General features: G+C 67.7%; 19 protein-coding genes and 5 pseudogenes. 14 read left to right on the forward strand and 10 right to left on the reverse strand.

Going from position 1 to position 21647, the window contains the following annotated elements; all coding sequences use genetic code 11:
- Positions 1–81: 81 nt before the first annotated feature.
- Positions 82–3471, forward strand: a complete 3390-nt coding sequence (locus OG698_RS45780) for a S8 family peptidase (RefSeq protein ID WP_406110215.1) — start codon at positions 82–84, stop codon at positions 3469–3471.
- 202 nt (positions 3472–3673) lie between these two features.
- On the opposite strand, the pseudogene OG698_RS45785 reads toward OG698_RS45780, so the two are convergent.
- Positions 3674–3916, reverse strand: a pseudogene (locus OG698_RS45785) (ArsR/SmtB family transcription factor); the annotation flags it as partial.
- A 60-nt stretch (positions 3917–3976) separates the two neighbouring features.
- Here OG698_RS45785 and OG698_RS45790 point away from each other — a divergent pair.
- Positions 3977–4802 (forward strand): annotated as a pseudogene (locus OG698_RS45790) (IS5 family transposase).
- Between the two features lie 10 nt (positions 4803–4812).
- A pseudogene (locus OG698_RS45795) lies at positions 4813–5094 on the forward strand (IS5/IS1182 family transposase); the annotation flags it as partial.
- Between the two features lie 101 nt (positions 5095–5195).
- On the opposite strand, the gene OG698_RS45800 reads toward OG698_RS45795, so the two are convergent.
- Positions 5196–5531 (reverse strand): hypothetical protein, encoded by a 336-nt coding sequence (locus OG698_RS45800; protein WP_406110217.1) that lies wholly within the window; start codon positions 5529–5531, stop codon positions 5196–5198.
- Between the two features lie 103 nt (positions 5532–5634).
- On the reverse strand, positions 5635–6087 hold the full coding sequence (locus tag OG698_RS45805) for an Lrp/AsnC family transcriptional regulator (protein WP_406110219.1): 453 nt from the start codon (positions 6085–6087) through the stop codon (positions 5635–5637).
- Positions 6088–6243: 156 nt separating this feature from the next.
- Here OG698_RS45805 and OG698_RS45810 point away from each other — a divergent pair, with 156 nt between their 5' ends.
- The 5 genes and pseudogenes from OG698_RS45810 to OG698_RS45830 all read left to right on the forward strand — a co-directional run bounded on the left by OG698_RS45810 (position 6244) and on the right by OG698_RS45830 (position 11378).
- Positions 6244–7182 (forward strand): DMT family transporter, encoded by a 939-nt coding sequence (locus tag OG698_RS45810; RefSeq protein WP_406110221.1) that lies wholly within the window; start codon positions 6244–6246, stop codon positions 7180–7182.
- Between the two features lie 690 nt (positions 7183–7872).
- Positions 7873–8841 carry an ATP-binding cassette domain-containing protein gene (locus OG698_RS45815; protein ID WP_406110223.1) on the forward strand — a complete coding sequence of 323 codons (969 nt, stop codon included), beginning with the start codon at positions 7873–7875 and terminating at the stop codon, positions 8839–8841.
- Entirely contained in the window at positions 8838–9512 is a 675-nt protein-coding gene (locus tag OG698_RS45820; RefSeq protein ID WP_406110225.1) for a hypothetical protein, read from the forward strand. Before OG698_RS45815 ends, OG698_RS45820 begins: the two co-directional genes overlap by 4 nt.
- Positions 9513–9603: 91 nt before the next feature.
- Positions 9604–9765 (forward strand): annotated as a pseudogene (locus OG698_RS45825) (transcriptional regulator); the annotation flags it as partial.
- Positions 9766–10415: 650 nt separating this feature from the next.
- Complete coding sequence (locus tag OG698_RS45830; RefSeq protein WP_406110227.1) at positions 10416–11378, forward strand: zinc-binding alcohol dehydrogenase family protein; 963 nt, start codon at positions 10416–10418, stop codon at positions 11376–11378.
- 664 nt (positions 11379–12042) lie between these two features.
- Here OG698_RS45830 and OG698_RS45835 read toward each other — a convergent pair.
- Both OG698_RS45835 and OG698_RS45840 read right to left on the reverse strand, forming a co-directional pair.
- Entirely contained in the window at positions 12043–12612 is a 570-nt protein-coding gene (locus OG698_RS45835) for a GNAT family N-acetyltransferase (protein WP_406110229.1), read from the reverse strand.
- Positions 12613–12775: 163 nt separating this feature from the next.
- Positions 12776–12988, reverse strand: a pseudogene (locus OG698_RS45840) (transposase); the annotation flags it as partial.
- Between the two features lie 118 nt (positions 12989–13106).
- Between OG698_RS45840 and OG698_RS45845 the strand changes: the two are divergent.
- The 3 genes from OG698_RS45845 (at position 13107) to OG698_RS45855 (ending at position 15049) form a co-directional block, all read left to right on the forward strand.
- Complete coding sequence (locus OG698_RS45845; protein ID WP_406111653.1) at positions 13107–13583, forward strand: hypothetical protein; 477 nt, start codon at positions 13107–13109, stop codon at positions 13581–13583.
- A gap of 151 nt (positions 13584–13734) precedes the next feature.
- Positions 13735–14766 carry a hypothetical protein gene (locus OG698_RS45850; protein WP_406110231.1) on the forward strand — a complete coding sequence of 344 codons (1032 nt, stop codon included), beginning with the start codon at positions 13735–13737 and terminating at the stop codon, positions 14764–14766.
- Between the two features lie 25 nt (positions 14767–14791).
- Positions 14792–15049: a hypothetical protein gene (locus OG698_RS45855; RefSeq protein ID WP_406110233.1), complete on the forward strand. Its 258-nt coding sequence runs from the start codon at positions 14792–14794 to the stop codon at positions 15047–15049.
- Between the two features lie 49 nt (positions 15050–15098).
- On the opposite strand, the gene OG698_RS45860 is transcribed toward OG698_RS45855, so the two are convergent.
- Positions 15099–15407, reverse strand: coding sequence for a hypothetical protein (locus OG698_RS45860; RefSeq protein WP_406111654.1), 309 nt, complete (start codon positions 15405–15407; stop codon positions 15099–15101).
- A 92-nt stretch (positions 15408–15499) separates the two neighbouring features.
- On the opposite strand from OG698_RS45860, the gene OG698_RS45865 reads away from it, so the two are divergent.
- Positions 15500–16141, forward strand: a complete 642-nt coding sequence (locus tag OG698_RS45865; RefSeq protein ID WP_406110235.1) for a class I SAM-dependent methyltransferase — start codon at positions 15500–15502, stop codon at positions 16139–16141.
- Positions 16142–16214: 73 nt separating this feature from the next.
- Here OG698_RS45865 and OG698_RS45870 read toward each other — a convergent pair whose 3' ends face one another.
- Both OG698_RS45870 and OG698_RS45875 read right to left on the reverse strand, forming a co-directional pair.
- A complete protein-coding gene (locus OG698_RS45870; RefSeq protein WP_351201255.1) occupies positions 16215–17006 on the reverse strand; it encodes a class I SAM-dependent methyltransferase in 792 nt (263 codons plus the stop codon).
- Between the two features lie 13 nt (positions 17007–17019).
- Complete coding sequence (locus OG698_RS45875) at positions 17020–17433, reverse strand: transposase family protein (protein ID WP_406110237.1); 414 nt, start codon at positions 17431–17433, stop codon at positions 17020–17022.
- Between the two features lie 760 nt (positions 17434–18193).
- On the opposite strand from OG698_RS45875, the gene OG698_RS45880 reads away from it, so the two are divergent.
- Entirely contained in the window at positions 18194–18364 is a 171-nt protein-coding gene (locus OG698_RS45880; protein ID WP_406110239.1) for a hypothetical protein, read from the forward strand.
- Positions 18365–18669: 305 nt separating this feature from the next.
- On the opposite strand, the gene OG698_RS45885 is transcribed toward OG698_RS45880, so the two are convergent.
- Positions 18670–19407 carry an HAD family hydrolase gene (locus OG698_RS45885; protein ID WP_406111656.1) on the reverse strand — a complete coding sequence of 246 codons (738 nt, stop codon included), beginning with the start codon at positions 19405–19407 and terminating at the stop codon, positions 18670–18672.
- Between the two features lie 169 nt (positions 19408–19576).
- Positions 19577–20902, reverse strand: coding sequence for an MFS transporter (locus OG698_RS45890; protein ID WP_406110241.1), 1326 nt, complete (start codon positions 20900–20902; stop codon positions 19577–19579).
- Between the two features lie 74 nt (positions 20903–20976).
- Here OG698_RS45890 and OG698_RS45895 point away from each other — a divergent pair, with 74 nt between their 5' ends.
- Entirely contained in the window at positions 20977–21474 is a 498-nt protein-coding gene (locus OG698_RS45895; RefSeq protein ID WP_116502056.1) for a transcriptional regulator, read from the forward strand.
- The last annotated feature ends 173 nt before the right edge of the window (positions 21475–21647 follow it).

The following is a 21647-nucleotide window of genomic DNA, read 5'->3' on the forward strand; positions in this document are numbered from 1 at the left end:
CGCGGCATCACTCCACGATCTGGATGTCTGCCAGGCTGCAGCGGCAGCACGGCATGTTCACGGTTTCGAGTGGGGAGATCCATGCGCTCCATAACGCGTATAGCCATGGGCGCGGCTACCGCCGCCGCCCTGGCCGTCACGGCGGTCGCGCCTTCCGGGGCGGCGGATACGCCGCCTGACGGTGCCTCGGGGAAGAGACCCGTCATCGGCAGCGGGGCCAGGGCGACGGGTGGCAAGCAGACGACGGTCACGCTCGTCACCGGCGACAAGGTGGTGGTGACCACCGACAGGTCGGGTCACAGCTCCGCGGCCGTGCTGCCCCGCGAGGACGGCACGCAGCCGATGGTGCAGACCTACCAGCTGGGCAAGGACCTCTACGTCTACCCCGAGGGTGTCTCCGAGGCGATCGCCGATGGCAAGGTCGACGAGCAGCTGTTCAACGTCACCGGGCTCATCCGCCAGGGATACGACGACGCGCACACCGACTCGCTGCCGCTCATCGCCACCTACAGGAACAGTGTGGACGTCGCGAAGAGCGCGCCGGCGGCCCCTCGTGGTTCCGAGCGGGGCCTGAGCCTCCCGGCGGTGGACGGCGTCGCGCTCAAGGCGGGCAAGGACACCGCCGCCACCTTCTGGCGGGACATCACCGACGCCCGCTCACGTGCTGCCTCCCCGGTGAAGAAGCTGTGGCTGGACGGCAAGGCCGAGGCCACGCTGGACCGTTCCACCGCGCAGGTGCACGCACCGGAGGCCTGGGCAGCCGGCTATGACGGCAAGGGAACCAAGGTCGCCGTGCTGGACACCGGCGTGGACGCCGAGCACCCGGACCTGGCGAGCCGGGTCGCCGCGTCCAAGAACTTCACGGACTCCAAGACCACCGATGACAAGGTGGGCCACGGCACCCACACCGCCTCCACGGTCGGCGGGTCCGGAGCGGCCAGTGACGGCCGCAAGAAGGGCGTCGCCCCCGGCACCTCCCTGCTCATCGGCAAGGTCCTCAACGACCAGGGCTACGGCCAGGACTCCTGGATCATCGCCGGTATGCAGTGGGCCGTCGACCAGCAGGCCGACGTCGTCTCCATGAGCCTGGGCAACCCCACGATCCGCGACTGCGCCGACCCGATGGCCCAGGCCACGCAGCAGCTCTCGCAGAACACCCACACCCTGTTCGTCGTCGCCGCCGGCAACGCCGGTTCGGCCACAGAGACCGTCTCCTCGCCCGGCTGCGTGCCCGGCGTGCTGACCGTCGGCGCCGTCGACCGCGACGACACCACCGCGCCGTTCTCCAGCCGCGGACCCGTGGCCGTCACACACACCCTCAAGCCCGAGATCGCCGCCCCCGGCGTCGACATCTCGGCGGCCAGCGCGGGCGGCCGCGGCGTCTACGCCTACCGCACGATGTCCGGCACATCCATGGCCACCCCGCATGTCGCGGGCGCCGCGGCCGTCGTCCGTCAGGCCCACCCGGACTGGACCGCGCAGCAGATCAAGGCTGCCCTGGTCTCCTCAGCCCGCACCGGAGGCAAGGTCGCCGGCGCCGACGAGACCGGCGCTGGGGTCCTCGACGTGTTCGGCGCGGTGAACCAGAAGGTGCTCTCCGCGCCCGCGGTCCAGGCCGGCAGCTACAACTGGCCGCAGGATGCCTCGGACCGCACCACCGTGCAGGTGCCCTTCAACAACACCGGGAAAAGCGACCTCACCCTGAGCCTGAAGGTCAGCGGTGTGCACGGCAACGACGGCAGCGATGTCCGCTCCGGCATCGTCAAGCCGGCGGAGGACAAGGTGAAGGTACCCGCGGGCACCACCGCTCAGGTGCCGTTGCGGATCGACCCCACCGCCCGTCTGACGGACGCCCAGTACGGTGCGGTCACCGGCCGGATCGTCGCCACCGGCGGCGATGTGCACGTCTCCGTGCCCGTCACGCTCTACGTCCAGCCGCAGACGGTCACGCTCCGGGTGAAGGCCATCGACCGTGACGGCAAGCCCGCAACCGGCTCTTCCTCCCTCGACCTCGTCAGCCTCGACACGGACAAGGGCGAGCGCCGTACCAACTCGGGTGCGACCGACCAGACGTACAGCGTGCGCCCGGGCGACTACTCCCTCAGCAGCTTCGTGACGACGTACGGCGCGGACAACGCGCTCGAGTCGGTCAGCTACCTTGCGAACCCGCAGCTGCGGATCACCCATGACACCACCGTCGTCCTCGACGCCCGCAAGGCCCACCAGGTGAGCGTGAGCACGGACCGCCCCTCGACGGTGACCAACACGACGCTCAGCTATGCCCGCACGTGGGACGACACCTGGGAGATTTCCGGGTCGCTCATGGTCGACAAGACGGTCCAGAAGTTCTATGCGGACATTGATGGACATGCCGGGAACGGCACCTTCGAGTTCCGGCCCACCTGGCGCGCCTCCGGCTCCGAGGACGGCTCGCCGTACGTCTACAACGTGTCGTTCCCGACTCGGGGTCCGCTGCACTCCGACCAGGTCTACAAGCCCAAGGTCTCCAAGCTGGCCCAGGTCACCGAAACGTGGCACGCCATGGGCAAGGAGGCCGACTACGTCGACGCGATGTTCATGCGCCCCGCCGGCAGCAGCGGCGCTTACATCCCCGTGAGCCCGTTCGGCTCGGTCCATGTGCCCGGTACCCGCACCGCCTACTACACGACCGGCGACGACGCCTGGTACCACGGCGCGATGACGAGCTTCCCCTTCGCCGCGTTCATGGGCGACCAAGAGCGCACCTACCGTGCCGGCGAGCGGCGTGCCGAGAATTGGTACGGCGGTGCCCTGCGGCCGGCCGCGCCGCGCGACGCCGACGGCAAGCTGATGCTGGCCGCCGAGCGGCAGGGCGACCTGATCGGCTTCCAGAACGCGCTCTGGGTCGACGGATCGGGCGACCACTGGTCCTACGGCGGGTCGTTCGGCGACCTCGGCAATCTGGTGCTGAAGCGCAACGGTGAGCCAATCGGCAGCAGCTACGATCCCTACGGCGTGTTCGAGGTGCCGGACGAGGACTCCGCGTACGAGCTCACCCAGCGGCTGGAGAAGATCTCGTCCGCGGACCGGAACTGGCTGCGCTCCACCGCTGCCACCACCACATGGAGCTTCCGCTCCCACCGGGAGCCGAAGGTCTACTCGCGCGGCCTGCCGATCCTCTCCCCGGCGTACGACCTGCCGGTGGACGGCCTGAACACCCTGCCCGCCCGGAGCGGCATCAAGGTCGGCCTGTCGGTCGAGGGTCACGCCGGGTACACCCCGGGCGCGATCACGGAGGCCTCGCTGTCCTACTCCTACGACGGCGGCACCACCTGGATCCAGGCGCCGACCCAGAAGAAGGACGGCAAGTGGACGGCCGTCGTCGACCACACCGGTGCGACCGGCAAGCAGGTCATGACGAAGGCCGAGTTCACCGACGCCAACGGCAACGCGGTCACCCAGACCATCACCCGCGCCTACGACGTTCGCTGACCACGCGGTCTCCTGCCCGCCACCCGTACGGCTCGTGTGAGCCGTACGGGTGGCGGGCGGCGCGCGCCGGCGAACAGTGTTCCGAGGGTTGAGACTTGCGGGCTCGCATGTTGAGGTGTCGCGTATTCCTCGGTGCGCCTGAGAGCGTTTTGACCTGGGGTTCGTGAGAGCAAGAGCCTTCGGCAGTCGTGTTGATTACTCGGCGCAGTACGGCCGCCAGCAGGTCGGCGCCCAGCGCCGTCAGATCGGGCAGATTGAGGGTGCAACGAACGTAACGACCCTGCCGCCGGGCCGTGAGCAGGCCCGCGCGGCGCAGGACAGCGACGTGACGGGAAACCTCCGGGGGCGAAAGTTCCCACGCGTGGGCCAGCTCGCCGTTGGTGTGCGGGCCACGGGCCAGGGTGCGCAGCAGCCGCAGCCGTACCAGATGCGCGAGTGCCTTTACTGTCCCTAACAAAAGCTGTTGATCATGTGACTGGTGGCTTGCCTTCTCGTTGGTCTGGTCATGGGGAACCGTCAGTCGCGGCCATGCATCGTGTCGGACGAACTGTGGTCGCTCATCGAGCCGTTGCTGCCCAAGCCGGGCCCGAAGCAGGTCGAAGGCTGACCTCGGGTACCGCATCGGCAAGCGTCGTGCGGGATCTTGTTCGTGCTGCACACGGGCATCCAATGGGAGTATCTGCCCCAGGAGTTGGGCTTCGGCTCGGGCATGACCAGTTGGCGGCGTCTGGCGGCGTCTGGCCGCGTGGAACAAGGCCGGTGTGTGGGATCAGTTGCATGCGGTGCTGCTGGCGGAGCTGCGGTCGAAGAACCAACTGGACTGGTCGCGGGCGGTGATCGACTCCTCCCATGTCCGGGCCGCTCGACTGGGCCCAAAAGCGGGCCCAGCCCGGTCGACCGTGCCCGGCCGGGCAGCAAGCATCACGTCATCACCGACGGGCAGGTATCCCGCTCGCGGTGTCGCTGACCGGCGGCAACCGCAGCGACGTCACCCAGCTCCCGCCGCTGCTCGACAAGATCCCACCGGTCCCCGGCCTCGTCGGTCGCCCGTGAAGGCGGCCGGACATGCTCTTCGCCGACCACGGCTACGACCACGACAAATACCGCCGCCTGTTGTGGCAGGGCGGCATCCGTCCGTGATCGCCGAACGGGGCCAGGAACACGGCACCGGTCTGGGCGTCTTCCGCTGGGTCGTCGCACGGACGATCTCCTGGCTGCACGGCTTCCGCCGCCTACACATCCGCTGGGAACGGCGCGACGACATCCACGAAGCCTTCCTCGGACTCGCCACCTGCCTCATCACCCACCGCCACGTCCAACGCCTTTGTTAGGACCTCTTAGGCGTACTCGTCGCGCAGAAACCGCCGCTACCTGCGAAGACGCCAGATCAAGCACACGATCCCGGAGCCGAAAGATCAGCGGGCCAACCGCCAACGCCGCGGCAGCGACGGCGGCCGGCCCACCGGCTTCGACAAGACGATCTTCTAGCGCAGGAACGAAGTTGAGCGGACGATCAATCGGCTCAAGAACTTCCGGGCCGTGGCCACGAGGTACGACGAAAGGGCCTGCATCTTCCACGGCACCGTCGCCCTCGCAGCGATCCGACTCTGGCTCCGCCCATGATCCACCGGGCGGAACCCAGTAGTGCTTCGCTGGGTCGGGGCTGCGCTGGTGCTGTGCCTGTGAGGGGCTCCGCCCGGATCAACGCCCGGGCGGACCGGCCGTCACCCCTTGGAAGTGGCCTCCCGGATCAGCGGCTCGAACTCCCGCCGCACGTAGGTGTCGAACGGCTCCGTCAGCGCGCCGTCGATCACCCGCCGCACCCGGTGCTCCGCCGCGAACTCCTTGATCGCTACACGGGAGTCCGGCTCCACACCCCCGCCAATGATCAGCACACCGAACTCCTCGGTCTCCAACAGCTTCCGGGCCTCCGCGTCGGTGCTCACTCCCTCCACGTCAAAGCCGTCCGCGCGCAGCGTGGCCAGCACCTCCGTCACCCTGGCGGGCGTCCTTCCCAGCACCAGCGTCCTCATGGCCGTTCCTCTCAGGTACATCGACATCGGCGCACCCGAGCCTAAAAGCTCAACTCGACTTGAGGTCAACTCCTAACTCCCGCCCCACCTCGGCAGCCACATGATCCGTCGGACAGGACCTGACGCCCACTCACATCGGCTCGATGATGTTCTTCCGCAGGTGTCCGTAGATCACCGAGGTGCGTACGTCTGCGAGTTCCTGTCGCTCGGTCAGCTTGTCCAGAACCACGGAATGCAGCTGGTCGGTGTCGCGAACCGCGACATGGAGGAGGAAGTCGTCGGTGCCCGTCAGCACGAAGACCGCGATCACCTCGGGCATGCGCGCCACGAAGGCTTTGAACTCCTCAATGACCGCACGCGTCGGCGGCCGTACCCGCACGGCGATCATCGCTTGCAGCCCTCGGCCGAGCGAGGGGAGGTCTACCTCAGCGTGGAATCCGAGCAGCACACCGCGCTCGCGGAGGGCGCGCACTCGCTCCAGGCAGGTGGAGGGCGCGATGCCCAACTCCTGTGCCAGGTCCCGGTTTGTGCGCCGACCGTCTTGCTGCAGAAGTCGCAGCAAGGCCGAATCTAGTTCGTCCACATTCCGCCCCACTCCTCAAGTTCCGAATTATGTTCGGCCAGCTTGCCACTTCATCGGATTGCTTTCTAGCGTATCCGCCGATATCCCGTTCATGATTCGTTTCTTTGCTGTGCGGTCAGGGCGGAGTCGGGGGTTCCGGGCGAGAGGGCATCAGCGGTGGAAGAACGTAAGACGAGGGCTCTGGCGATCTGTTCAGTCGTGGCGGCCGCGCTGCTGTGGAGCAGCTCGTACGCGGTGACCAAGGAGGTGCTGGCGGACGTCGGGCCGCTGACCATCGGGGCCATCCGCTTCACCGTCGCCGCCGTGCTGCTCGCGATCATGGCGCGCATGCGCCGCAACCCAGCCGCCCCGCCGGATGCCCGCCAGCGGCGGCTGATCTACCTGAGCGGCCTGCTCGGCATCACGGCCTACTTCGTGCTGGAGAACATCGGCGTTGAGCTGTCGACCGCCTCAGACGCCTCCCTGATCGTGGCCACCTATCCGCTGATGACCATGCTTCTGGAGCTGGCACTCCTCCGGACCAGGATGCCGCTGGTCCGGGTCAGCGGCGTGGTGCTCGCCACTCTGGGAGCCTTCCTGGTCGTACGCAACGGGGCAGAAGTCGGAGGCAGCGCACGCTGGTTCGGTGACGTGCTGCTCCTGCTCGGCGGGCTGATGTGGGCCGGATACAACGTGCTCGGCAAGTACGCGGGCCGGGGGCAAGACGCGGTGAACCTCACCTATCACCAGACTGTGGCAGGCGCCGCCGGCTTCCTGCTCGCCTCGCTCCTGGAGATCGGGGACTGGCGGGTGCCGGATGCCTCGGCCTCGGTGATGCTCACCTATCTGGCCGTGGCGTGTTCTGTCGGCGGTTTCCTCCTCTACAACTACGGCCTGCGCCGGATGACTTCGAGCGTCGCGGTCAACATCCTCAACCTGGTACCGGTGTTCGGTGTGCTCGGTGCTGTGTTGATCAACAAGGAGACGGTCCGGCTCGCCCAGGCCCTTGGCGGCGTGGTCATCATCGCCGGTGTGGCACTCGGATTGGTCGAACGCCGAACAGTTGTCGAGAAGGCCGCGGTTCCCGAGCCGAGCCCGGTCACCGAGCGCACCTGACGGCTCAGGAGGCTCTGCTCCCCGGAACCTGAAACCGTATGAGGGCCAGCACGCGGCTGGGACCACGGCCCGCCGAACTCGCGCCGACCGGGGCGGAGACGCGGCCGATCCGCCGAGTCGACCACTGCCCACCAGGCCGGCGTGCACGCCTTCAACCAGCACCCCGACCAGGCATTCAGGGTCCGTGAGCTGCACGAACTCCTCGTATGGAGCCTTGGTGTCGATAGCAGTTCGGGGAGTGCCATCCGAGCGAGGGCGGCAGGGCAAGACAGGGCATCGCACTGGTCCATGGCAGGAGCGGACCTCGCCTTCCACGCCAATCGCCTTTGTGCTCCTGACATCTGGCGCCCCAACGGGCTCCCCGGCGCACGACGTCAGGGGCTTGCCTTCCGCATGGTCCGCCGGGAGAGCATCCCATCACCCAACACCAACCATCCGTCCCGAGCAGGGCGAGACTCACGTGATGTCGAGGCACATGGAGATCGGCGACATTCGGGGCGTGACCTGCCCCGAGCTTGAACGCTGTTGGGGAAGTCGACGTCGAGGTTGCTGGTCACGACCGCGGTCGCCGAGGCCGCCGGGCGACGTACACGCCACGGTGTCGGCGCTCTGCGCAGTGACGACTGGCTCGAGCAATGGGCTGACCTCTGTAAGCCAGGGCATCCTGGATTGGCAGGTTGAGGTTGGTTCATGCGCCACGCCATGGAGGATGGCGGCGTGCTCGACGAGGTGCTGACGGTGGTCGGTGTCGACCCAGGTCTCCCGGATCGTGCATCGCAGAGCCGATCATCGAGCTTCTTCTCGGCCTCGGCTGATCCATCCTATGCTGGCCGGGTGAAACTTGAGGGGGTCGGCCTCCGTTACGGGTGGCGCGGCCCATGGGTACTGCGCGACGTGCGTCTGGATTTGCCGCCGGGTCGGTTGATCCGGGTTCACGGTGGCAACGGTTCCGGAAAGTCGACGCTCCTGCAGGTGGTCGCAGGGGCCACTCGGCCAGGTCGGGGGCGGGTGCTCGCACGTCCGGCGCGCACTGCCTACGTGCCGGAGCGTTTCCCGCCCGCGTTGCCCTTCACCGCGCTGGAGTATCTGCGGCTCATGGGCCGGGTGCACGGATTACCGGGCGCGGAGACGACGCGCCGAGGTGTGCGGCTGCTGGCACGATTCGGCGCCGAGGGGCACGCGGACCGGCCAATGGCCCGGCTATCCAAGGGGATGTGCCAGAAGGTGGCGGTGGTACAGGCGCTCGTTGCCGATCCGGGGCTGCTGGTGCTGGATGAAGCGTGGACGGGGTTGGACACAGAGTCGCGGACCGCCCTGGACGAGGCGGTGGAGGAGCGGGTGGCCCAGGGCGCGACCGTGGTCTTTGTCGACCACGACCCGGCCCGACTCACAGAGCGCACACACCTACGGTGGACCGTCGGCGGCGGCACGGCGGCCGTGACACAGCAGGTCGCCGCAGCTGCGGTGCGAATCGACTGTACTGGCGTCAAGGGCGGACGGGAGGGCCTGTCTGCCCTGCCGGGCGTCCGGGCGGTCAGCACGCTTGCGGACGGCGGCGTTCGGCTGGAGACGGACGAGACCCACTCGGACGCGCTGCTGCGCGCACTGCTCGCTCAGCCGGGTACCCATATCCGCCGCGTGAGTGGGGGACGGCGGTGAGAGCGCTGCTCCGCTATCAAGGCGCCCTGCTACTGCGCTCCCAGCGCTGGCTTCCACCCGTGCTGCTCTATGTGGGGCTGGTGGCGATCTCGCTGGACGGCCAGTCGCAGCTGGGCAGCCAGCTCGGCTGGAACGCCGCCATGCTTGTGCCCGCCCTTGCCTGGCTCACCCGTGCCCAGCTGGTCGCGGATCCGCCTGCCGCCCGCGCCTGCCTCGCCGCCGCGGCGGGCGCTCGCCGCCCCCAGTACGCCGCGCTCGCAGTCCCCCTGGCCGCCGGCCTACTGCTCGTGCTGCTCGCGGCGGCGGGCTCGGTGTGGGCCTGCCCGGCGCCACCGGGAGTCCCGTTGGCAACTGTGCTTGGCGATGGACTGGCCGGCGGGATGGTCTGCTCCCTGACGGGCAGCGCGCTCGGGGCAGTCTGCGGCCCGCCGCTGGTGCGCACGACAGCAGGCGGGGTAGGAGCGCTGGTCATCGGCTCGGTGATGCTGTTGGTGCTCTCCACATCACCGGCGAACGCCGCAGTCCGCGAACTCCTTTCCTCCGGCCGGACCGGTGTACGTTTCCCGATGCTGCCGTTGCTGGCGGCGCTTCCCTTGGTCGCGGCCTGCTGGTGGGCCTCCGCCTGGGCGGCCGGCCGAGCCGGCGCCGCTTCTGGCCGGGAGTCCGGTTGACCTTCCCTGCTTTGTCCTCAGCACCGGTCGTCCGACGGTTCGCGCAACGGCCCGGAGCCCGGCGACGCGATGTTGTGCTCGAAGTTTGATCATGAACCGGGACGGTCGCGGCACCCGGGTCGAGTTCCATCGTCTGAACCAGTCTCAGGTCACCCGCCCCCACCAGCGCGTGGTGTCCTTCCGTACTTTGAACGTGCGGCACTGGGATCAGACGGTCGACGTGTGGGCGGCCGACGACGACGCCATGGACGAGGTCCCGCTGTTCCCCACCCGCGCGCACTTCCCCACGACGTCCCCGGGGAAGCTGTCGCCGCGCTCCCTCGTCCTGGGCAAGCGCCCGCCACCGCTGAAGGTGGCGAAGTCGGCATGTCTTCCCCACCGGGGAACGGCGTGCGGTGGAGAACCTTGTGGCTGTGAACGACTTCTCTGGCCCCAGCGGAACGAACCTTTGGGCCCCAGGGGCTTGATCGCAGTTTGAGTGTTCGTCAGAAGTGGCCCCAGGGACGGTCTTGCAGTGGGAGCATCGATGTGCTTCCGACAGTCAGGGGGCTCGCATGGACGGCCCGAGAACCAAGGTTGAGCTCTTCGCGGCGATCCGCCGCGACTCCCGTACCTCCGACATCGACGTGAAAGAACTGATCCAGGAGGGCAGTCTCGTCCGTGGTGGGCATGAGCGGCGAGGTGGACTCAATGGCCCTGTACGCCGGGCAATTTGCCGGACTGGTCTACGAGGTTCTGCCGGCAACAGCGATCGTCGCCCGGCTGGTGGCCGAGGCACAACGTGTGATGGCCCCGGGGTTCTGCGCCGCGGCAGGCTCTGGGCACGAGGGAGGATCCGGCCCCTGAGACCTCGCCCGCAAAGCGAAACAGCACCGACCGGCAGCGAGAGCGGGAGAGGCATTCATGCGCGCCATGACATACGAGCGTTTCGGCGGCCCGGAAGTCCTTGCGGAAACGGAGGTGAGGGACCCCGAGGCGGGACCGGGCCAGACGGTAGTCCACGTGGAGGCCGCTGGTGTCAACTTCGGTGACATCAAACAGATCGCGGGCGCGCACGTCGACGGCCCCTACGCCCCCAGCGGCCCTTTCCCGCGGATCCCGGGCATGGAAGTTGTCGGACGAACCACAGCAGGCCGACGAGCCCTCGGCTACGTATCGCAGGGTGGTTACGCCGCGAAGACGGTTGTGGCCGACCGTGACCTGATCGTCCTGCCCGATGCAGTGAGTGCGGGCGAAGCGCTGGCTGTCCTCGTACAGGGGCTGACGGCATGGCATCTCCTACGAACTGTCGCACGCATCAGGCCCGGTGAGACCGTGGTGGTCCATGCCGCTGCGGGCGGCACCGGCAGTCTCCTCGTCCAGTTGGCCCGGCAATTCGGCGCAGGACGAGTCATTGCCACCGCATCGTCGAAGGACAAGCGCGCCCTTGCCCTCGGACTGGGGGCGGATGCTGCGATCGACGGCGACGCGGAGGGATACCGTGAGCGCGTCCTCGACGCCAATCAGGGACGCCCGGTCGACATCGTCCTGGATGCCATCGGCGGACCCGTCCTCGACTCCGCACTGGACACACTCGGATATCTCGGCCGACTGGTGACCTACGGCACTTCGTCCGGCCAACCCGCCGCCGCGATCGCGCCCAGCCGGCTTGCGGTGGACACCATCACCGTCGCCGGCTTCTGGCTCGTTCCACTCATGGCCCGGCACGGAGCCGCCGGCACAGCGCTGAAGGAGCTGCTCGACCTCACAGCACGCCACCGCCTGCGGCCACTGGTCGGCGCGGAGTACGACCTGGGGCGAGCCCGCGACGCACATGAGGACCTGCTCGGCCGCCGCACGAAGGGGAAACTGATCCTGCGCCCTTAACTTGCTACGAGACCGGGGCGACCTCCGGCGGCGTGACTACACAGCCCCCATCCCGAGTCTGCCGACGTCGTCGCGCTGTTGGACCGTGAGCTGGTCAGCCCTGCGACGCACGTTCGACACCCACTGCCCCAGGCCGACGAGCACGGTGTTCTCAGGGGTGATCTCGCGGCCGGTGGCCGGTGGCCGGGGGCCGCGGGTCCGGCGAGGGCGACGGGGACTTCCTCGACGTGCTTCCTCGCGTCGTTCAAGTGCCCCTCCCGGGCGTGGAACTGACGAGCCGCGGCGATGTCGAGCATCCACTTGTGATCCTGGGTCCGTTTCACCGGCCGCTCCTCCTCACTCGCTGTCTCCAGGCCGAGGACGTTCTCCAGCAGCCACGCCTGAGTGAGTGTTTGACATCCCTGGTCGTACGGTCAGGGCCGTCGGCTTCTTATGCTGTTTGAGCAGTTCGGTGAAGAAGTCGGTGAAGATCTGTTCGCCTTTACGTCGGGCCGCTCAGACGAACCAGTCGTTGATGGCCCGGCGAACCAGGCCGATGACACCCGGCGCTCAAAGCGGGGCCCTCGTTCCTGCGGCGGGGTGGTGGAGAAGAGGTTGATGCCGTCCCTCGCTGAGTTGTCGCGGGGTCCCGAGTGCGTGCCAGGTGCCGCCACTACCTCACGGGTCAGGCGCCGCGTCCCGGCCGGACATGCAAGTGCCCCTCTGTCGGGAAGGCAGGCAGCTGGGCCGGAAGTACGGCGCGCAGAACGTACTGGCATTTATCTGCTACTCGACACGAACCATGGTTGCCCGATGCATGCAGCAGATCGAGGCGAGTCACAGGCATCACGCGCTGCGGGCCGAGCACCCACGCAGATACTGCCTCCAGGGCACGGGGAGCGATTGCCCGCCCCCTGGCCTGGGTCGATGTCCAGTAACCCACTTCTGCTGAGGTTTTGGTGGGGTCGCTTCCTCCCTTGACCACGATGTGGCCGACCGGACGCCCTGCGTAATTCTCGGCGCCTTGGCACTCCAGCACGGCGAAGCTGAGCCGGACGCCAGTGGCCCACGCCTCACACTGATCATCGATCCATCGACGGGCATCCGCCTCGCTGTCCAAGTGAGTAGTCAGCCAGCGGCGCAGAAGCGGATCACGATGAGCCGCCACCAGGTCCCCCGCGTCCTCGCCCTGCCACGGGCGCAGCCTCAACGCAGGCGCAGACACCGTCGGTTCCACGAACAGGCTGACGGACATGTGACTCCTCGGTCGGTTCGGCAGGTGATCAACAAACCTACTCGCGGAGCGCTGGATTGGTGTGCCCACGTGGGAACAGCCATTCGGACAGCCCTTCACTGGCCATCCAGGCGACCCGTGGACTTGTCGTGCAGGCATCAGACACAGATTCTGAGCTTGGCATTTAATCTCTGGGGCGGTCGCGTTCAGTGATGCTCTCGGGTCGTCTGGTTCTTTTCCCACGTCGAAGCGGCTCACAGGGCAGCGGTTCTTCTGGCCGGGAGGGCGCCCTGTGCCGGGCGGGGTTGGTTTGGGCGCACGGGCCGGGCAGAGCAAGTACGGGCGGAGGTTTCTCCCAGGGGCGGCGGAGGTCGGCGGGGGCTTCACGGGTGAGGCGTGCCCGTCCTCCTCACCGCCACCCGCCCGCTGGCACAGCCAGTAACCACAACCAGACATGTCCGGTGATTCTTGAGAGTCATACAGTGAGTTCCTCGACGACCCGGCGGGAGTACGTCATGGAGATCACCGTCCAGTGGATACGGACATCCTGGACGAAGGAGTCCCGGGGAGGAGAGGCTGCCTCGCGCAGGAACGCGACCCCGATCGGCTTCGCTCTCCCACCTGTCGAGGCCACCATCTTCGCCCACGTGATTCGCATGCAAGAGCGTGACGGCTTCAAGCCCTATGCCACCCAGGAAGACCCCGGCAAAGTCGATGTCCAGCTCCGGGAAGCCGACGGACGGCTGCGGGTCTTCCCGCGAGTCCAGCCCTTGTTCGCCCTGCCGCCCCGGCCGCGACGGCCCCCGGCAGTGCGACTCGCCCCCGGCCAGTGGGTGCGCTGGCAGCTCAACTACCGCTTCAGCAGTGCACTGGGGATCCGGGGATGGTCGTACTGGCTGGACACGTTCAACATCGCCTACGGCCCGGTCAACACCGATGTGTTCCTGTCCTCGCCCACCGTGTTCATCGACGAACAAGGGCCGCTCCGATAACCCTGTCCTGAGCGTCGACGATGGTCTCAGATGACGTTGCGTCACCGAGGCCGAATGCCGTTGATCGCCCTCACGGAATTTGTGCCTGATCCCACTGAAGATGAACGAAGCCAGTCGGCTGGCTGTCAGTGACCCTTCTTATGCTGACGCTATGGAGATCACCAAGCGGACACTTGCGGAGGCATGGCAGCGGACGGTGGCCGGACACGCCCTGCTCCACGAGGTCGGGCTGCCCCCGGTGGCGCTCTCGGACGACGAGCTGGAGGGGTGGGCCGAGCGCGCTGAGGAGGCGGAGGACGGCGGCCTGTGTCTGCTGCTGGATGAGGACGGCACAGTGCGCGGCCATGACGGTCCCTACCGGGAGGTCTTTGCCACCCGCGACCTCGAACAGGCGCTTTACCTGATCACCGAGGCCGCGATGCGTCGGCGCGGCGGCAGTCTCGAGGAGGTGGCCGCCGCGCTGGAGCGGATCGATCCGGTGTGGGGCAGACGGTTCCGCAGTGGCGGCCTGGACGACGCGGGGACGGTTGAGGCGTGCGGGCGCGACCCACTGGAGGGGCTTGCCTGGATAGCGGGGTCCTGGCGTGGGCAGGACCCATACACGACCCTTGCCTTCTTCCGTGCGGCGCCCGGACAAACCGTTGACGCCGAGCGGCTGGCTCTGCTGTACGGGGCCGATCCCGCACAGGTCGCGGCCGGCACCCGCCTGAAGGACCTGCAGGCCGTGGACAGCGGCCGGGCCTACTGGGATCGCCAGTGGGAGAGCTGCTGTTTCGGGCAAGCAGGCGGGTGGACGTTCCTGCTGCACCACGACACGCCGCCTGGGTCCTTCGCTGACAAGGAGGCATACGCGGCGCTCGGGATTACGGAGAGCGTGTGGCTGACCGCCACCTCCGCGAAGGCCATCTACACCTTCGACTACATGAGGGACGGTCGCCGTGTCGACGACGAGTGGGGCCTGCTGGAGCTGATCTGGTACGAGCGTGGCCGTGCCCCCTATCTGCGGGGCGGCGAGCTGGATTTCCTCAACCGTGCCGTGCGCCGTGCCGAGCTGGACCACCCGGAAGTGACTGACACGTTCGAGCTGTACTTCCACGCCTTGGAGGAGTCCCTCGGCCTGCGTCTGCCGCGCCGGGACTTCGCGGAGGGGGAGGTGCGGGCGGCATTCTGGGCCGGGGAATAGTGGTGAGTACGGCGAGGGGGCGCTCATGGAGCAGAAGCAGCTTCTGGAGCGCGTATCGAAACTACTTATCGGGCCCCTTGTCGCGGTGGCAGTAGGTGAGGCGGCCGACGCCGATGACTGCGCCCAGGTGCAGTTAGCGGCCGCGGATCGCGGCGGCGATCAGCGGGTCACGCAGGGCGGGGCGCTCCAGCTTTTGCCCGGCGTGGATCAGGGCCTAGCCCCGCACGGCCAGGGCCGGGGCCTGTTTTCAGGGTTCTTCCCGGCGAGGATGCAGGTGGGCTGACGGATCGTGATGCTGCGGATCCAGTCGCCCTCGGGCAGGGTGGCGATGCTCATGCGGCTCGCCCCCCGATTCCGGTTCCGGGGCGGGCGGCGCGGCGCCCGTTGATGGACGGGTGCCTTGCGTGCCGGGCGTCGGCGAGGACTGCGTGGCCGGAGTGCTTGCCGTCGTACAGGGCAGCGTCGGCGGCCTGCTGGAGCACGGACAGGTCGCGGGTGTTGAGGATGTCGGGCGTCGCTGCGCCGACGGAGGCGGCGACGTCGACGGCCTGCCCGTCGTCCAGGTGCACCGGCGTGTGCAGCATCTTTATGAGCTGTGCGAGGGGGTACTCGCGGCGGCCGCGGGGCGCCTGCAGGACGATCGCGAACTCTTCTCTGAACTACCGGAGGCAGCACGACAGCTGCCGGTAAGCCAGTGGCATTTTCGTGGACGGACCTCATAGCTTGTGCGTTCGTGACTGGTGATCCGAAGATGCGCCCAAATCGACACGACCTCGGACGAGTGTTCAACGAGGTGCCGGAGCTCTACGACCGGGTCCGGCCGCAATACCCCGACGAGTTGTTCGCGGACCTTGGCGCCGTCACCAGCATGGACGAACGGTCGTCGGTGCTGGAGGTGGGCTGCGGTACCGGGCAGGCGACGCGCTCGCTAGCAGCGCTCGGATGCTCAGTGACTGCCGTCGAGCCTGGGGCAGACATGGCCGCACTCGCTCGCCACCGGATCGCTTCCTTCCGCAACGTCGAAGTCGAGACGTCGACGTTTGAGGAGTGGGACAACCGCGGTCGACGCTTCGATGTCCTCGTGGCTGCGTCGTCGTGGCACTGGGTTGACCCGTCGATCGGCTGGCAGCGAGCGCACGACATGCTCCATCCCGGAGGCTGGATGGCGCTGCTCGGCCACGTCGTTGTCCGCCGGCCGGGAGAACCGGAGGTGTATGCCGAGACCGCCGATCTCCACGAGCGGTTCTGCCCAGGGAACCCTGATTGGGGTCATCCGCCACTCGAAGAAGACGTGCGCGGCACCGATGAGGGTTGGGGCCTGGTCGACGATCCCGGAGAATTGTTTGGCCCAACGATCGTGGCTCAGCGAAGTTAGTGGGGTCTGGCTGGCACAGCGCTCCACTTGGCCATTCGGAGACACGGCCGTCTCGGCCGGCGCCACGGCTGGGTCAGCCCGGCTTGACCGCCAGCGTCGCAAAATAGTTCGACATGTATTGAGCGGATGCGTTGGATTGGTGCGGCGCTTCCGCGAAGCCGGTGAGGACGAACCCCGCGGCGAGTTGCCCGCCGATCTGGTCGGTGAGGGTGTGGCTGTATTCAAGAGGGGCATCCGCGCCGAACTTCGTGGCGCGTTCCTCGGCGGAGTACTGCGTGACATCGCTGTAGGGCAGCTTGTGCACGACGATCAGCTCGCCGCGCTCGTCGAGCGCCTCGTGGTCGAACAAGTACACATCAGGGTTGAGGAAGCCCACGAGCAGAGTTCCGCCCGGTCGCAGGACGCGGAAGCACTCACGCCACACCGGTGCCAAGTCTGGTACGAATAGGTTAGAGACCGGATGGAATACGACGTCGAATGTTGCGTCGCCGAAGGCGCTGAGGTCGCGCATGTCGCCTAGGACGGTGCGCAGCTCGAGTCCGTCGCGCGCCGCCACCATCTGGTCCTGGCCGAGCTGGCGGGGTGAGTTGTCGAATACGGTGACCCGCGCCCCTGCGGCGGCGAGGATCGGACCCTGCTGGCCACCGCCGGAGGCCAGGCACAACACGTCCTTGCCGGTCAGGTCCGTCGGCAGCCAGGAGCGGTCGACTGGCTCACGCCCGATGAGAACAATCGACCAGTCGCCCATGCGGGCGCGCTCGACATCCTCAGCACTCACCGGCCTCGACCACTCGTTGCCCTCTTGGACACACTTGTCCCAGGCTGCCCGATTGTGGGCAACGGGGTCGACAACAATGTCCTGCACGTTTAACTCCCTGCTACAGCCAAGCGGACACCTGCGGTACTGACAGTTCGGTGCCGCTAGCCAACACGATTGCAGGGTGAGGGCTCAACGATATTAGCGGGCATCGAGGTGTCCACGGCGAGCGACGCCGGCACGCCAGCTCGTCGCAGCGCCAGCGGCGCTTGGCCCACACCAGCCGCGGTCGGCGGCCACCGACCGACAGGCCACGCGGCCGGGTCACCCGCCGGCCCTTCGACCGCCGCGCCCGGGTGCCGCAGTCTGGGCAGTGGCGTGCCCGCTCATCAGCGGTGACCAGGTGCACCACCGGCCCGTCGGTGTCGTCGGCGACCGCGACCACGGCCAGGCCGTCAAGGCCCAACAACCGCGTCGTATCGTCTGCCACGTCCATAGCTCTTCTGTTGTGATCATCTTGCTTCGACAACAACATGATCTACGAGAGCTGCGGGCATCTATCAGTCAGGCTCCACAGTGGAACCCCGTCCGGCGCTCAAACCCCCACCAATTTCGAAGAGCCACGATCGTGCGCTGGTATCCAACCGTTCAGTGGTTCACCGGGGACGGCTTTGCCGATCGCCTTCGCTCGTTGTCGCTGTACCGGAGACTCGATCGCGACGTCCGTGAGCCTTTGCTCGACGCCGTCGCCGAGCGGATCCGCACGCGGATGGGCGACCGGGCATCACGCCGTTGGGCAACAAGATCACGGTCGACACGCCCGCCAAGTACAGCGCCAACGCCAAGTGCGGGGTCTACCGGCTGAAGACCGATGGCTACAGCCAGTGGGTCTACGCCAACTGCACCAAGGGGGCTAAGCACAGCGCGACGCTGTACACACCCCGACCGCGTCGGCTGGTACATCTGGGAGACCCACTAATGCCCCGGCGGCTCCTCGCGAGGCTGCCCCTTCTGCCCGCAGTCATGCTGCCGCTCGTAGTTGCCTGCTCGCCCGACCACGCAGCCTCCGGTAGGGCCTCCAAACCGGCTGTCCCCAGCAAGTCCGCATCCGCCACCCCCGCACAGGAGTCAGTGAAGTCCCCGCCCGAGTTGGACGGGACCGAGACTGTCGCCGGTCGCCAAAGCGGTACTCGTGGAGGACGGACCCCGAGTACCGCAAGGGCCGGAACGGGCAAGATCTCATCGTTGCCGTGCGATGCCGAGGCAAGGGGGAGATCAAGGTCTCCCTGAATCCGGTGAAGGTCGGCTTCCCGATGAAATGCGTCGATGGTGAAGTCACCACCATCTACAACCAGGTTGGCGTCGCCGAAGTAGAGAAGGAGGGCACGGTCTCGGTCCAAGCTCTGTCAACGGTGCGCTGGTCAATGACAATTGGCCGCGGTGAGCCGCCGGAAGGCACGGGGTAGGGCAGCCTGCCCCACCAGAGCAAGTGCCGAGTTTCTGGCGCGATCACCGTCCGGCCCCATCCCAGAGGTCGGGCGGTGATCACTGTGCTCCGGTGACCGTGGCGTGCCGTGTGGTGGCACGCGCGCAAAGCCACGCTCCTCCGGTCGACGACTCTCTGCCTCTTCGGAGCCCTCTGTAGGCCGAGCCGACGAAGAGACGGCCATGCAGGCGGTCACGTATTCCGCACCCCCTCGCATCGGAGGTCAGTTGGTCGGAGACCGCCGCGGGCATCGGGCTGGCCCTCGACGGTCCGTGCAGGACCATGTCAGAAGAGGTCCAGTAGTTCCGTCAAGGACGCGATGGAAGGCACATCCGAAGTTGTCGAGTTGCGGCAGACCGCGCGTCCTGCATATCCGAGTGTGATCGCGGCGGCGACCAGGCTCGGATCGTCGTCGACGAAGAGGCATTGTGCGGGCTCGAGATTCAGCGCGGTGCTGGCGTGGTGGTACATGCGTGGGTCCGGCTTGTCGCAACCGAGTTCGGCGGAAATCGCGTACGCCTCGAAGAACTTGCCGATCCCAAGTCCGGCGTGGAGGTCGGGCAGATCAGGCCAGGCATCCGAGACCACCGCCATCCGCACACCCCGCCGGCTCAGCTCTTCCATAGTTCCCACGACCTCCGGGTACGACTCCAGGACCGTGGCAGGCGGGACCTCACGACGCAAGTCGGCAAGGAGCTGCAGGGTCGGTTCCACGCCGAGGTCACGAAGCATCACCCGGTGGTAGTCGTCATAGTCGGGTGTCGACGACGAGGCAGCGAAGAACTGGTCGCCCGCGACGATGGCCGCCGCGAACTGTTCCGGCGTGATCGAGGGGACGTAGGAGAGGATGGTCTGCTCGAAGTCGGCTCGTGGGTTCCACCGGCCGCCAATCGGCTGCATCAGCACGCCGCCTGAGTCGAAGAGAACAGCACGGAGATCATCAGGGGAGGATGGTCGTGTCATCACCCGCCCAGTTTGGTGACCGGACGCCCCGCTGGTCGCCGAAACGGCGCCCACTGGCATATGCCGCCACGGCGACCGGGCAGGATGGGCCCATGCTCGCCGTCCGGATTCGGCCAAGTCCTCCTTCGCCCAAAAACCACCTGGCGATCGAGCGGGCATGAGGCCCGGCAAGGACGAACACAGGTCACTGGTGCTCTGGGCTGCCGATTGCGCCGAGCATGTACTCGCCTCATTCCCAGGGCTCGCTCGGCACCAACGGGCTGGCAGCGGTGTCCCCCTCCGCCGTCAGCTCAGCGTAGGACGGCAGTTCGCGCATCCGGCGCAGCGGCGACAGGAATACGGGCAGGAAGGTGAGTGACTGGCCGACCGCCCCGGCCAGCAGCGTGCCGCGGACGCCGATCGTCGAGCCGAGCAGGCCGCCGAGCAGCGCCCCGAAGGGCATCGTGCCCCAGACCAGGAACCGCATCGTCGCGTTCATCCGGCCGAGCAGCCCAGGCGGGCACAGCGCCTGCCGGAAGCTGACCTGGTTGATGTTGTAGACCACGATGCCCATCCACATCGCTATCTGCGCTGCCGCGAGCAGCCCCACCGTCCAGTCGCGTTGCACGAACGGGGTGACCAGCGCGCACGGTCCGGCGACCGCGCTCGCGATCCAGATGGCCGGGCCCTGGCCGACCTTTGCCGCGAACCGTCCGGCCACCAGCGCACCGATCAGTCCACCCACCGCCGCGGTCGAGGTGAGCAGGCCGATGACGCCCGGCGAGAGCCGCAGTTGGCGGGCGAGCAGCACGTAGAAGACGGCGGAGATCACCGAACCGAAGAGGTTGGCCGAGCTGGTGCACATGGCGATGGCGCGGAGTATCCGGTTGGAGAGCACGAACCGCAGGCCGTCGCGGATCTCCCGGAGCAGGTTGGGGTCGGGGCTGCGCTCGGGGCGTGGCGGCCGGACCTCGATCCGCGTCACCCACACGGCCGACCACAGGAAGCTCACCGCGTCGACGAGCACCGCGTAGGGCGCGGTGAGCGCCTGGACCAGCGCGCCGCCGAGGCTCGGGCCCGCGATCTGGCTGACCGACTCGCTGGCCTGGAGCTTCGCGTTGCCCTCGACCAGCAGCTCCCGGTCGATCAGCTGGGGCAGGTAGGACTGGTAGGCCACGTCGAAGAAGACCGTGCTGACCCCGGTGGCGAGCGCGACCACGTACAACTGCTCGATCGTCAGCACGCCGAGGAGCTGAGCCACCGGAACCCAGGCCAGCAGGGCGGCCCGACCCAGGTTGTTGACGATCAGCACCCAGCGGAAGCGCATCCGCTCCACCCAGGCGCCGGCCGGCAAGCCCACTGCCACGAACGCTGCGGTCTCGCACGCCGCCAGCACCCCGACCTGCCAGGTGCTGGCGTGCAGCACCAGGATGGCGACGAGGGGAAGCGCCAACTGGCTGACCATTGTCCCGAACTGACTGACCGTCTCACCGACCCACAGTCGACGGAAGTCGGCGTGCCGCCACAGTCCGCCGCGGTTGGCCGGTCGGTCGGGCGAGGGCTCGGGAGCAGTCATGGGAAACTACCGTGGAAGAGTGATTGGGTTTTGTCAATCACTTATCCTCCCGGCCCTTCAGGAGGCTGCTGACCATGACCGAACGCCGGCTGGCGACCGACGCGGAGGCGAAGGCGCTCGCCTCCGCGCTCCGCCTGCGTATCCTGCGTATTTGCCTCGGCGAGGCGCGCACCAACAAGGAGATCGCGGCGATCCTTGGCGGCGATCCCGCCAGCGTGCTGCACCACACCAGGACGCTGGTGCGCACCGGTTTTCTGGAGGCCCAGGAGGAGCGACGCGGCGCGCGCGGCGCACGGGAGATTCCCTATCTGGCGACGCGGAAGTCCTGGCAGCTCGATGCTGCCGCGCAGGACCGGTCGATGCTCGACGCGTTCCTGGAGGAGCTGGCCCTGGCCCCCGCGGCCGAGGTCGACAGCACCCGGCTCGGGCTGCGCCTGCCGCCGGCAGAGATGGAGGAGTTCCAGACCCGGCTCCGCGCTCTGCTCGAGGAGTTCGCCGCCCGACCGGACGACCCGACCGCGCCCGCCTGGTCGCTCTTCATCGTGGTCCACCCCGACCCGAACCGGCCCTGACGATCCGACCCGGCCCTGACCGGACACGATCGCCTCCGAGGTCCGCTCCAGCCAATTCAGGTAGCGGCGGATGCCGTCCTCGATATCCACCTGCGGGACCCAGCCCAGCACCCCGACGCATGCGGGTGGTGTCGGCGCAGGCACCGAGCGGGTCTCGATGATTTGCGCGTCGG

The organism is Streptomyces sp. NBC_01003 (genome assembly GCF_045162695.1).
Lineage (GTDB): Bacteria > Actinomycetota > Actinomycetes > Streptomycetales > Streptomycetaceae > Streptomyces.